Consider the following 12,789-nt stretch of genomic DNA (forward strand, 5'->3'; position numbering starts at 1 on the left):
TTGCCCTGCTGATTGCTTGTTGTTAGTTGATTCTTAAAGACTGATACCTACTAACTTTACTAACCTTTGCATAATCATCTTTACTAAGTAATTTCTTTACTTCATCTTTGTTGACTGTTTCACGCTCAACACTTGAAAGAGTAGCTTTGAAAATGTTACCGATAAATCTACGGATTGGCTTGCCCTTGTCATCAACTGCTTCACATTCTTCTGTTTCATTAAGAAACTCCATAACCTTTAAATTTAAAGTTGTGATGTTGTCCTCTGCTTCTTCTTTGATTCTTTTCCACTCTTGAATCTGCTTCATTGCTTCATTCATTTCTTTAACTGTCATACACATAATGACTACCTCCTTAATGATGAAATTATTTTGTTGTTGTAGGTCTGTTTTGTTTGACCTTGTAACTGTATTATACACAAATATCTGTGCATAGTCTACTGGCAATATGCACATATTTATGTGAATATTTTTATGCACATTTTTATGTGTATGCTTATTGACTATACACATATATGTGTGTATAATTAAGACAACAACAAAACATTATCAATTTTTTAAAGGAGGGTTTTCTTATGAGAATTACAAGAAAACAATTAGAAACAAAGGTAAACAGTTACAACAGTATTTCAGATATTAAGTTAAAACTTAATGATGATGTAATCGGTGCTATCAATCTTTATACAGAAGATAACAACAGAATAGCCACCGCAATAACTAAAGATATGTTTTATATATTGGATGCTCTAATCAATGTTAAAGCATTAGAAAGAAACAATTAAATAATATAGGCGGTTGAAATATACCGCCTACAACATCAGAAAGAAGGTTTTAATATGAAATATTTTAAGAATGTAGAAACATTAGAAGAATTAAGAAAACAGTACAAAGAGTTATTAAAGAAGTATCACCCAGACAACCCAAACGGATCAACGGAAGCAACAAAAGAAATCAATGTTGAATATGATACATTATTCAAAACATTAAAAGACAGACACGAACACAACGCAAGCGACACCACCGACAACAATACAGATTATAATAATATGAAGTATGATTTTTCAGAAGATGAAAAATTAAGGGAAGTATTACAGCATATTGTTACAATGGAAAATATCAATATTGAAATAGTCGGTTGTTGGATATGGGTTGACGGTAACACATACGAACATAAAGACAGTTTAAAGGCTCTAGGGTTTAAATGGGCAAGAGAGAAAAAGAAGTGGTATTTTCATACAGAAGCATTCAGAAAGAGAAGCAAGAAAAAATTATCTATGGATGATATACGGAACTATTACGGAAGTACAGAAGTACAGACAGAAGCAACAAAGAGACTGAAAGAAGCGTAAAAAAATAAGGGTGCATGACTTACAAGCCTGCACCCGATACATAGAAAAGGAGATAAAAACAATATGAAGAAATCAATAAAAACAATCGGAATTATCGCAATTATGGTTACTATGTCGGTATGCTCTTACATGGTAGGAACTACACAAGCCAAAACAGAAACAGTTATAAAAGAGATTGAAGTTATCCCACAAAATTATATATCACTTGATAATTGTATACCGCTTGATGATGTGTGCGGTTGGTACTATGATAAATATGATTATATTTGTTTTGAACTAGGAGACATAGGAAAACAGTTAGACAATCCAAACGGAAAAAGTTACAATGATATTATTTCAGACTTGCCACACTTGACAGATTTAGAAGAATAAAGCAATAACATAATATAATTATAATACAATGGTGTAACCGATAAAGTTACACCATATTTTTTTATATGCTCTATTGATATTTTTATTGTTATTATATCCTACTGGTTTAGTAGGGATTATGTAGTCCGGGGTATCAAAAACGAAAAAAGGGAATTGTTTTTCTCCACCGCCCTGTAGTTGGTTCTTCCATACAGCGACTTGAAAATTTTACCCCTACGATATTTCTCAGCTTTCTCATTCTGAGAATCCTGAAGTACCATTCCCACCTAAAGGGAAAATTCCCCTAAGTGAATCAGTTACACTTAGAAGATAAAATTTTTCGCACACTTGTATGCGAAAATTCCCATGAGTGGTCATGACCAACAATCACGGGGGTGTGTCCAAATGGACACACCCAAAGATATTGCAAATTTGCGACAGTTCATTTCTAATCATTCAAAATGAAGGATTAAAACCGACACTATCTGCTTTGATAGGTTTCTAAAACTTTCGGAATCCACCATTCCGATTTATTGGAAACCGCCAAAAGGTTGCATCAACCCCAGTTCCCCACGGAGAACACCACATATCCTTTGAATAAATCAATCAAAATCAACTCAAATCCGCTTCAAAATCCATCATAGGTAAACTTGTTCGCCTACACTATTACAAAGCCAAATTGACCTCAAAATCATTGATTTAAGCAAACATATATACCATAGGTGGGGGGTACTCTTAAACCTGTGAAATTTAAGTACCTTATATATGAATGGGGATATGTAAAAACTACAATCCAGCTTGATCCACTCCATATACAGCTTGCTCATAAGTAAAACCATTATATTGTAACTGCTCTATCATTCTACTTCTTCCCATATCTGGCGAAGATTTCATGTATGATTTTGCTTTTTTATATGCTTGCTCATTCCAATCTGCATTACAGTTATCAACACCATACTGTGCTTCTTCTTCCGTAAATCCATTATATTCAAGTTGATCTTGCAATCCACTATATGAGAATGCAGAACTATTCAAATATGACTTAGCTTTCTTTAATGCCTGTTCCTTCCAGTCTGCACCACAATGATCTGCTCCATATGTTGCTTCTGATTCTGAAAAACCATTATATTCTAACTGGTCAATCAATCCTGTATAGGAAAATGCAGAACTTCTCAAATATGATTCCGCTTTTGCTTCTGCTCCTGCATTGCCGGTCTTTGGTGTATAATCATAATTTGAATACCCATAAGAACTTGACAAAGAATGATATGCACAATATTTACTATTACTTGTTTTCTTCTCTGTACAGCCATCATAAGCACATCTAGTAGAGAAGTAATGTATGCAAAATATTACAAGACACGCTGCCACTACACCAATAATAGCCTTTACATTGATTTTATTGTCAGATGCAACAGGATTAGAAACTGTCTCTGTCTGCTGTTGTGATTCATAATATGCCTTTATATTATATCCACATCTAGGGCAAGACTTAGCTGTACTCGATACATTTTCTCTGCCACATTCAGGACACTTTACTAATGCCATTCGCCATCTCCCCTTTTATAAATTTATAACTAACAATTCCACAAGCTACACTACCAAGACACAGTATAATAGCTTGTATGCGGTAACTCCATATCTTCTTATTATCATCTTTTGCCATATTTTCATAGCTTGATGCAATATAATTATATGAACTGTTAAACCAACCGCCATAATCGTTTGCTGTTGATTTGTTTTCTGCATACCCATCCATGCATTCCTTATAATGTTGCTTATAGAAAGAGTATTTATCATTATTTACCCTTGTAAATGCAACAACTAACATAATACAAGCTACCACGCAAAGGGCAATACCAATATATTTTTTATTCTTATATGCTGGTACTGTCTCATTAGTATTTGTTATATCAGTATTTTCTCCCATCGTTTCAGATTGAATCTCAAATCCGCAACTAGGACATACTTTTACATCATCTGCTATCTCATTCCCACATTCAGGACATTTAATCATAGCCATATCTTGTACCTCTCTCCCTTTTGGTTTTTTCATAATCAAAAAGTTTCATATCTCTATTATATTCGCTTTTGCGAAGATATTCAATCAAAAGAATACAAAGTACACTTGTTTCATAAACTAATGAAACGGAGGTGCTACAATGATTGATTATTCCCCATTCTGGAATACTCTTGAAAATTCAAGTGAAAACTGGTACACACTTACAAATAAATATCATATGTCACATAGCACACTCCACCGATTGAAGCATAATAAAGATGTATCTACCAAGACACTTAATGATCTGTGTCGGATTCTTGATTGTGATATTTGCGATATTGTCAGATACATTCCCTCTGATACCGATCAGCCATTATAATTAGGATTTCAGAAAACTATAATTATTCAAAGTGTTTTAATGAACTCTCTCCCGTTGTTATGTCACACGTCCAAATATCACCAGATGAACTAATAACCTTACTTATTTTTGAAATATCCTTAATAGTATTTTGTATAAAATTTGAATCATCTGCCTTTGTATATTTACTATATATCTCACAACACTCTTTTGTATCAGCATCAGAAGGGGGAAACATAAAACTGTTAACCATTGAAGGTTTTTCTATCTTTCCATTTAGAATTGACATCGTATATATACAGTATTTATTCTTTTTACTTTTTCCAGCTATGATAAAACGTGCCCCATAATGAAAAGCATTTTTTGATGCATTATTATTTTTCATTATTCTTAAAGTCCAATATATAAATTTAAAAATACGAATAACATCCTCTACATAAATTTCCTTTGTATTTTCTTTTATCATATTTTCAAATATAGTTTTTACGCCACCATATCCAGCAAATGCAACTGCAACCTTATCATTAACTACAACGATTTTATTGTCGTTATCGCAAATAAGCTCATCATCAGGTGTACACAATCTGTTGTCTGCCCCAAGATACATTTTATTTGCAGTTTTATGTCCCATAATAACAGTCATATTCAAACATCCTTTCATACTTTTTATAATATTCTACCATATCCACCTACAAAAAGGTAAAAAAATAGGGCATATCAGATAATTTAATATCCAATATGCCCTAATCTTTAATCCCACAACGAATAAAACCATTTAGAAAACAATTCCAATGCTTCATTCTTACAATCTTCTCTGTACTGTCTCAATGCTTTTTCTTCCGCATAATATTTTTCCTCAATATCCTTATACTCTGGTATTTCACTAGGGAAATGTAAAACTCTACCAAGTTTATTCATCTTTCCTTCTTCAAGTTTTTCTCCAAATAGTCCGTATTTTTCTTCAAATTCTTGTAATATATTATCATGCTCTTTCAGATATGGATTTTTCTTCTGACACGTTTCCTCATTCATTTCTCTAAATAAAAATATCATGTTATCCAAAATTTTATCCCATTCTGCATGACATTCATCATTGCAGGAAATCCCATGTTCGTCCACATACTCTGTCCCTAAACAACTTGGGCTTCCATGTTTTGTATCTTTGAATTGTTGCAACATATCTGGCATAAGATTCATAAACCAATAATCAATGTTCCATAAATCCTTATCGCAATAACCTTTTGTCACTCTCTGAAAGCTGTATTTTATATTCCGCAACACAAGACCAGGTATCTTCCACGGTCTTTTTCTTTCATACCAAAAATCTGTTTTATTCCATACATTATCCATTGTGTAGCACCCTCCATCAAAATAGCAATATCCCCGTCAATGACGAGGATATCTTCTATACTGGTATGTAACACTTTGCTTAGAATCAGCAGATTATCCAAGTTGGGTAACGATTTACCAGAAAGCCATTTATAGACTGCCTGTGGATTTTCAAATCCCATAACTTCTTGAATATCTTTTACTGTATATCCATTATTCAATAAAAGTTCTCTGATTCTGTTTCCTGTTGCTTCTTGTTGGATTGATAAATATATAGGCTTCACATTGCTCCTCCTTATACATCTTCCATCCCGATACACAAACATATTTTATCATTATTTCAATGTTTCTTCCAGTAATTTTATCTGACAGCACCTCGAAATTATATTTAATTTTATGCCTATAAGCATTATCTGTCATTAAACTATTGGTTTAATTCAGTTTTACAACGTTTCCCTCTTTGGAAACGTCAATCTTCATACGGACTATAAGGAAGTACCTCATACTTAATCAATGCGTCAAATAGTCGCTCTGGTATCTTTTCTCTGTATCTTACCGCTAATATTCTAATCTCTGATTCCTTGAATAGCTTATATTCTTGAAATGCTTCTTCTGCTGTGTCCCAGTAATGCAATATAACCTGTTTATCATGCCCGAATGGTGTAATCCTTGCATAGAACTTATTTCTTCCTTTGTCATAATCAACACCGATAGCATAAACTTTTGCTGATTTATAACGGCTTCTTCTCTTTGTAGCACTTGCCAAGGCAGAATTGATAGTCTCAGGCAATATACAACACTTGTCTGGTGCATACTCTTTATTGCCACGACATAATAAATCCTTATCAACTGCCATGCGTTCTCCATCACACTCATAATAGTTAGCAGAATACCATTCAGCAAAAGAATCTCTGCTATTCTTCCAATCGTCACACATATAAGTATCATCGTAGCATTGATTCACCAATAATGAACTACCACCATAGCATCTTGCATAAATCCCCTCATAAATTTTATAAGCTGGATTGCCCTTTACGGTATTGTAATCATAATATTCCTGCTCTCTTCCAAGCTCTGCAACTGTTTTAACATGCTTGCGTAACAACTCATACTCTTCTACAGATACATAAATCAGATTCTTGTAGTAATTGTTATTCATATTTTCGTCTATATGCCATATCTTATTGCATCCTGTCGGCTTAATTAAGAAATGCTTTGCTACAAGTATCTCTGGACTTGTTTCTTCATGTAAAGCAGTTCCGTCAATATCATATGTTACAATCGTCCAATGAACACTTCTTTCTGGATCACCGCTATCCATTTTATGAAAGAAGAATGTTTTATCTTTCCTCATATTGTTTGTAAGTCTACCATGACTTGAAATCCAATAATGCTGTGTATCTTCCAACTGTACAAATATTTCATCATCTCCAAGTAAATCTATATTATTCTTTTTTGTGTCAAGCACTTTATCATCTGATAGCTTTATGTAATCTCTGAACTCTTTTCGTTCAAATCTTCTTCTATCTTTGACCTTTATATAAGCCATAATTCCTTTTTCTCCTTTATAAACTGCAAAGAGGCAGCAGGGTTAAATCTGCCACCTCCGATTATTAGTCAATTTCAATCTTATAATTCAGCATACCTTCATACACATAATCTGGCACTTTGTCCTTACACTTTTCTGCAAGGTCACAAATATAATCAATCTTGCCATCTATAAATCCAGTATGTGCTTCTTCCTCTGAATCGAATACACCTATATCCATCTTCTTATTAAGAACTATCATTGATACTGAATATGTACCATCATCATTCTGTTTGATGTTGCTCTCAATTCCTCTATCCTCAAATACTGTATTCAAGAAATGCGTCATAAACGCACACGTTTCTGGACTGTAGATATTACCTTCCTTATAGAGTAAATCTTTGTCTAAATCGACCTTAGTCCCAGGAATATAATGTGCGTCAAACCATATCTTGAAATTCTGGTAGTTCTGCCATTCAATACAAACTTCCTTATCCATGTAATAAGGTTTTAATTTATGTACAACATCGCTATAGCACCTCTGGATCATATTCTTCCACTTTACAAATGAGTATGATTCATAATCAATATCTGAAGTATCAGCACCGACATAACCGACACCTTCATAAGTTCTTTTATTATGCCAAGGTTTCCAATCATCGGGTTTAAACTCTACCGCATTCACAATCTCCATAATCTGCTTATCTGTGATTGTTCCGTCCTGTTCATATATGCTTAAAATCTCATTGTATTGTTTATCTGTGACTGGGAATAAATGCTTATAGTAATTATCCTTTGTATCATTCTTCTTATGCCAAACCATTGTATTATTTTTCATGTCATAATTGACAACGAACATCTGAATTACAAGATCACTGGCAGTTACCTTCTCTTTCCTATATCCCCATCTGTTCTTAGATTTGAAATAAATATTCCTGTCAAGTGTATAGGTCAATTCCTTTGTGGCTCTTGAATATACACCTTTTACAAGCTGGTATGTTCCATCATTCAATCTCTGAATTATCCTACCATAATTAGAAGTCCATACAGATTTATAGTCAAATAAACGCACAAACACTTCATCTTTTGCAATAGTATCAATACCAGATTCCGACCTATACAAGATTTGAAAATGGTATGGTTTCTTATATTTCCTCTGTATCTTCATCAACTTATCTTTATGATATATTTCTATGCCATCTGATAATCTTTGTTGATAACGCTTTTCTCGCATTCCTTCATTAAAACACTCTTTACACATACTTCTTGTATAATTATGGTTTATTCCAAATTTATCTATTGGGAGTTCTCTCCCACATTTCTTACATATTTTTGCTGTATCCATTTATAAAATTTCTCCTTATTCTTCGCATAAAAATAAGACAGCAGAATCAAATTCATACTGTCTTTCAGTCAATCAATATCGAATAGGGGGTAAAAGGGGTGGGTAGTAACATATATATATCTTAGTTACACCCCCCTACCCTTTTACCTACCCTTACATCTCATCTTCAATTATTATGTAGGGATAGCCGTCTGATTTTATATCAAATTGTTCCTTTAATACCTTATTAGCTTTGACTTTCTTCAATCCATAACAATCCATAATCTCATTTAAACATCGCTTAATCTGTGTCTCTGTGACTTCGTATCTATACTCATTACCAAGAATATAAACAACCTCTTTCTCGGTACAATATCCTTTTCTTTGAATACAATGCAAAATCACTTCTGAAATCTTCAATGTACATTCATCACTAGCCTTTGTGGTAGTTCTGTTTACAATCTCACCATATTCATTTTTCTTTTTCTTATACTGGGGATATAATGAGGCGGCTACCTCAAAACCTTCAGAACGATAGAACATATCAAACGATACACCGCCAATTCTATAACCTTTATCTTTCCAACGGATTCCGTTATCTTCTATTGTTTTCAACTGTTGTACTACCCATGATGGAATAGCATAGAAATTGACACGATTCTTATTGCCATTCGTATATTTTAATGCGTTTTTCAATAATTCCTTTGGTATCTGGTCATTATCTAATATCCGTATTAAATCGTGATAGATAAGCATTTTCACATACTTATTGATCTTGTCAATCTTCTTCTGGCTATTACCTTTTCCCATGTATTCAGCCAACTTTTTATTGGTAACGTAAAAGATTATTTCTCCATCATCATTAGAAAACTTCTCGCTATAAATATTGTTTCGTGCAATAGACAGCATCATAAGAAATGTGTCCTTTGCATATTTGATATTTTTATCAGCCTGTGGACATAGTTCTTGAAATTTATTCAGAGTGATATTACTTATCATCATGTCTATGTTTTCACGCTGTTCAATGCTCCATTGAGATTCCTTTATAGACAGATTATAAATATCCATTATGAATTGAATAGCTTTATATTCAGATTTGAAATCTCCCAACATTTCAATCAACTGTTTTATGTTAAGAGTAAGATTTTCAGAACAACATCTATACTTTTGAACTCCATTTTTCGTAGTAAAGATGTTTGCAGAAGGGTTATGATCTTCATGCAGAATACAGCAAAAAGACCTCGGATCGTCAATATCTATCAGTTCTGCGATATCCAGTTCCGAATAGATATAATCCCAAAATTCATTTTTTGTATCAAACTCAATCGGTTCATGTGCTAATACTGTACGCAAATATTCAACATCATGTTCCTTGATTGCTTTGACATTTAAGTTTTCATATACGGGTTTTACCTCCGTATCAGCTTTTTCCTTTTTTGCAGCAGGCTTCTTCTTTGATTTTGGCTGTGCATTTGATATATATTGCTCATACTCATCTTTCCAGTATTTATCAATAACTGATTTTGCATTGATTCTACTGTCATAAGATGGATATAATGTCTCATTCCCCTTGCCACCGAAAAACAATCTATCTCTATTGAAACATACCTCATCAATTCCACCCACCGCACCCATAAGTGTAGCTTGTAATTTATCTCTGATACTGCCATCTGTAATAACTGTATCATTGCAGAATATCATGCGGAATTTATGATGTTCTTCCTTGTGTGAAAATGTGGTGTACATAAAACATGGTACAATTCCAAGAGAAATAACCTTGTTATATGCTTCTTCTATGCACATTCCATTATCAAAATCCAAGCCAAATAACTGTTGCTGTGTCCAGTTATCAGCTTTCATACCGCCAACTAAAACTCCTGGCTTAAATGATGCTCCATGACATAAAGCATCTGCCAAATCTTCTATTGCAATTTCTGTCTCAATTAAACTTTTCTGCACCCATCCACATTGTTTTCCTTGTGGTTTCTCATTGAATCGTTTATTGAAATACATACATTTAATCTTATTGTCACTAATCATTTTCCTCCTTTTTGATAAATCAGAGGTCAAGAAATAAAGGTAAACTAAAATTCGTTCCCCTTAATAAACTACTAAATGCAGCAGTCAAATTTATTCAATTTCTCATATTGGGAAATGTGCAGAATTGCACGTTAGATATTCTTGATCTCTGATACAGACTTTCTTTTACTTCCTGCCTGTTGGGAAATATCCATACATTTGTTTAGAATCGGTGTATGTCTGCCGATTATCTGATTGTAAACTGTACCACTCTTATAAGTTGCTTTTTACCCTCATAACTATATACAGTATTTTTATAATTAGATCTATCTGGATATAATTCAGTAGCAATATTTCCAAGTATAATTGATATTGTATCAATATCCTTACAATCTTCAAAAGTAACAATAATATTAACATTGTAGCATTTTTCTATATTTCCACATATTAAAAGTTCATTCTCAGTAACCTCGACAGATATAAAATTATCATACTCGAACACGGACATATCATTAGCAAAAATAAAATTATCTTTTATGTACTTCATTCCATATTCTTTTAAACAATGCTTGTGAGATTGCAAATAATTCTCAAAATACTCTAAAATATCAGAGTTATTGGAAATCTTGTCAATCAGTTCCTTCTTAATGTTTTCAATGCTTAATTCTTTTGTCATATTATTTAATCTCCTTCCAATCCTATACTTCAAGTTCTACTGTTACTACTGCGTTACATTCAGAAATTTTATTCAATTCCAACTTCTTCACACTTTCAATAACTGGTGCAATTTCCTCAATCTCGTTTACTTTGATATTGATATTTAATTTTATCATAATCTTAGTTTTCCTTCTATAATGATAACTTAGCCAATGAGTTTTTAATCTTTTTTCTTGTCCTATTCATATCAAGACTGCCAAATAATCCGACTTTCAAATCTCCAATATTTTCAGTTCTATTTTCTCCCAGATTATTCAAATCCTTGCTAATGTTCTCTCTTGTAGCCTTTGTGTCAATATTTCTCATTACTTCTTCATTCTCCTTTACTTTCTTTGGACACCATATAGGACTGACTTCTGGTGGACAATATACACCAAGCAATCCATATATTTGTGATGGTTCGTTTTCTTCACAACAATAAAAATCATCAAATAAATATTCCATACTTTTACAGCGTTCACATCTACTGCAATCTGGTATATCATTCATGCTTTACGTCCTTATTTTGTTATCAATTCATATTGTATTGTACATTTTTCTTTATCAGTGGCTTTTGAAAGTCTCTGTCTTGTTGTAGATGCATTCCTAACAGAGATACCATACAACCTATATCATCCTTGCACTTCTCTGGTAACTCAAAATTAAGCATCCTTGATATGTAAAATCTTACTCATTACTCTTCCTCTTTCTTCAAGCTATCCAATAGATTTGAAGCTGGTGTGATTTTTACAGTCTTATGTTCTTTCTCAATGTAGTAATTATCATCAACATACGGACTGTATCTTTTTCTTGAATCAACTGTTATTGGCTCAACCTTAAAAAGATTTGTGATAAGAATTGAATTATCTGCATCCAATTCTTCATAAACTAATTCATGGAATGAATCTAATACAGCTCGTACATCTTTTTTATATAAGCCTGTCTTTTCAGTTAATTTGTCTATTACATCCTGTTTAAGTAATCTCATTGTGTCACCCTCCTTCCTTATACTCTAACTGTAAATCCTTGACTTCTCAAATAAGCAACTGCATCTCTTACCAATTCTCCATTATCAACAGTATTTGCCATCGTTGCATCCCATACATGCGGTGTATTAGTTGCTAAATTCTTTCCACCATGCAGACCTTCATTCGCCCATGTTGCGACCTGTTGACCAGTTACACCATAGTAATTACTCATATAACCCACATCAATATAAACCAATGCTATCGCCTTACCTCTGACAATTCTTGCATTAACCTTAAAACCTGACCTCAAAAAATCATATTGTCTGCGATAGAAAATCGGATTATATGAATCGTAATATCCCTGTAGAAAGAAATTCAATGTCTTATATACTCTATTTGCCATATTGTCAACCATTTTCTTCATTACTGGCTGCAATGCAATAGCCAAATCGTCCATATTATTTATTGCTTTTGCCATGCTGTCTGTCCCTCCTTGTAATTCTTCCAATGAAATGCATATTTCTTAATTCGGTCATATAAAGGCTCTGTGACGCTCTCTGTGGCTCATATAAGCATTTTATGAGCATTAGTGTGTATTTGTGTGTCTTTCGATTTTAAGGCACAAAAATAAGCCCACATCAATCATATTGCTATAACTGATATGGACTTATTAAGATGTCCTAAATATAAATAATGCACTGCACTATTATTTTTTACATAAGATTCTTTTCTCCAAATATAATTGATTATTTTGTCTCCATCAAAATTGAGCTGTCTCCATTTTGTCTCCACAGATATACAAAATTATATCAATTTATATGAAGATATATCAACTTACTATTAATTTTTGATTTTTACGCAAACCCT

18 protein-coding genes are annotated in these 12,789 nt (G+C 33.0%); 4 read left to right on the top strand and 14 right to left on the bottom strand.

The features are described from left to right. Positions 1-22: 22 nt before the first annotated feature. Complete coding sequence (locus tag H8S51_RS11210) at positions 23-334, bottom strand: hypothetical protein (protein ID WP_241070687.1); 312 nt, start codon at positions 332-334, stop codon at positions 23-25. A 239-nt stretch (positions 335-573) separates the two neighbouring features. Between H8S51_RS11210 and H8S51_RS11215 the strand changes: the two genes are divergently transcribed. From H8S51_RS11215 to H8S51_RS11225, 3 genes are all read left to right on the top strand, one after another. Next, positions 574-780 carry a hypothetical protein gene (locus tag H8S51_RS11215; protein ID WP_186900418.1) on the top strand — a complete coding sequence of 69 codons (207 nt, stop codon included), beginning with the start codon at positions 574-576 and terminating at the stop codon, positions 778-780. Positions 781-834: 54 nt separating this feature from the next. After that, on the top strand, positions 835-1,347 hold the full coding sequence (locus H8S51_RS11220; protein WP_186900419.1) for a DnaJ domain-containing protein: 513 nt from the start codon (positions 835-837) through the stop codon (positions 1,345-1,347). Positions 1,348-1,410: 63 nt separating this feature from the next. Continuing rightward, positions 1,411-1,719 carry a hypothetical protein gene (locus H8S51_RS11225; RefSeq protein WP_186900420.1) on the top strand — a complete coding sequence of 103 codons (309 nt, stop codon included), beginning with the start codon at positions 1,411-1,413 and terminating at the stop codon, positions 1,717-1,719. Between the two features lie 765 nt (positions 1,720-2,484). On the opposite strand, the gene H8S51_RS11230 is transcribed toward H8S51_RS11225, so the two are convergent. Together H8S51_RS11230 and H8S51_RS11235 are read right to left on the bottom strand one after the other, a co-directional pair. Further along, positions 2,485-3,246, bottom strand: coding sequence for an Ltp family lipoprotein (locus H8S51_RS11230; protein ID WP_186900421.1), 762 nt, complete (start codon positions 3,244-3,246; stop codon positions 2,485-2,487). After that, the gene (locus H8S51_RS11235) at positions 3,224-3,721 is read right to left on the bottom strand and encodes a zinc ribbon domain-containing protein (protein ID WP_186900422.1); all 498 of its coding nucleotides are present in this window, start codon (positions 3,719-3,721) and stop codon (positions 3,224-3,226) included. Before H8S51_RS11235 ends, H8S51_RS11230 begins: the two co-directional genes overlap by 23 nt. A 139-nt stretch (positions 3,722-3,860) precedes the next feature. Between H8S51_RS11235 and H8S51_RS18435 the strand changes: the two genes are divergently transcribed. Beyond that, positions 3,861-4,079 (top strand): helix-turn-helix domain-containing protein, encoded by a 219-nt coding sequence (locus H8S51_RS18435; protein ID WP_186900423.1) that lies wholly within the window; start codon positions 3,861-3,863, stop codon positions 4,077-4,079. Between the two features lie 22 nt (positions 4,080-4,101). Here H8S51_RS18435 and H8S51_RS11245 read toward each other — a convergent pair whose 3' ends face one another. The 11 genes from H8S51_RS11245 to H8S51_RS11290 all read right to left on the bottom strand — a co-directional run bounded on the left by H8S51_RS11245 (position 4,102) and on the right by H8S51_RS11290 (position 12,400). Further along, complete coding sequence (locus H8S51_RS11245; protein ID WP_186900424.1) at positions 4,102-4,701, bottom strand: Ntn hydrolase family protein; 600 nt, start codon at positions 4,699-4,701, stop codon at positions 4,102-4,104. 107 nt (positions 4,702-4,808) lie between these two features. After that, positions 4,809-5,306 (bottom strand): hypothetical protein, encoded by a 498-nt coding sequence (locus H8S51_RS11250; protein WP_241070688.1) that lies wholly within the window; start codon positions 5,304-5,306, stop codon positions 4,809-4,811. Positions 5,307-5,323: 17 nt separating this feature from the next. Then, positions 5,324-5,671: a helix-turn-helix transcriptional regulator gene (locus H8S51_RS11255; RefSeq protein WP_173886029.1), complete on the bottom strand. Its 348-nt coding sequence runs from the start codon at positions 5,669-5,671 to the stop codon at positions 5,324-5,326. Between the two features lie 185 nt (positions 5,672-5,856). Continuing rightward, positions 5,857-6,936, bottom strand: a complete 1,080-nt coding sequence (locus H8S51_RS11260; protein WP_186900426.1) for a hypothetical protein — start codon at positions 6,934-6,936, stop codon at positions 5,857-5,859. 64 nt (positions 6,937-7,000) lie between these two features. Then, entirely contained in the window at positions 7,001-8,260 is a 1,260-nt protein-coding gene (locus H8S51_RS11265) for a hypothetical protein (protein ID WP_186900427.1), read from the bottom strand. 153 nt (positions 8,261-8,413) lie between these two features. Then, positions 8,414-10,279 (bottom strand): HAMP domain-containing histidine kinase, encoded by a 1,866-nt coding sequence (locus tag H8S51_RS11270; protein WP_186900428.1) that lies wholly within the window; start codon positions 10,277-10,279, stop codon positions 8,414-8,416. A 226-nt stretch (positions 10,280-10,505) separates the two neighbouring features. Next, positions 10,506-10,934 (bottom strand): hypothetical protein, encoded by a 429-nt coding sequence (locus H8S51_RS11275; RefSeq protein WP_186900429.1) that lies wholly within the window; start codon positions 10,932-10,934, stop codon positions 10,506-10,508. A gap of 22 nt (positions 10,935-10,956) precedes the next feature. Further along, entirely contained in the window at positions 10,957-11,091 is a 135-nt protein-coding gene (locus tag H8S51_RS18125) for a hypothetical protein (protein WP_256451896.1), read from the bottom strand. A gap of 16 nt (positions 11,092-11,107) precedes the next feature. Further along, the gene (locus H8S51_RS11280) at positions 11,108-11,464 is read right to left on the bottom strand and encodes a hypothetical protein (RefSeq protein ID WP_186900430.1); all 357 of its coding nucleotides are present in this window, start codon (positions 11,462-11,464) and stop codon (positions 11,108-11,110) included. A 184-nt stretch (positions 11,465-11,648) separates the two neighbouring features. After that, positions 11,649-11,942 carry an HU family DNA-binding protein gene (locus H8S51_RS11285; RefSeq protein WP_186900431.1) on the bottom strand — a complete coding sequence of 98 codons (294 nt, stop codon included), beginning with the start codon at positions 11,940-11,942 and terminating at the stop codon, positions 11,649-11,651. 17 nt (positions 11,943-11,959) lie between these two features. Next, on the bottom strand, positions 11,960-12,400 hold the full coding sequence (locus H8S51_RS11290) for a hypothetical protein (RefSeq protein ID WP_186900432.1): 441 nt from the start codon (positions 12,398-12,400) through the stop codon (positions 11,960-11,962). Positions 12,401-12,789 lie beyond the last annotated feature (389 nt).

This window comes from Roseburia rectibacter, from assembly GCF_014287515.2.
Lineage (GTDB): Bacteria > Bacillota > Clostridia > Lachnospirales > Lachnospiraceae > Roseburia > Roseburia rectibacter.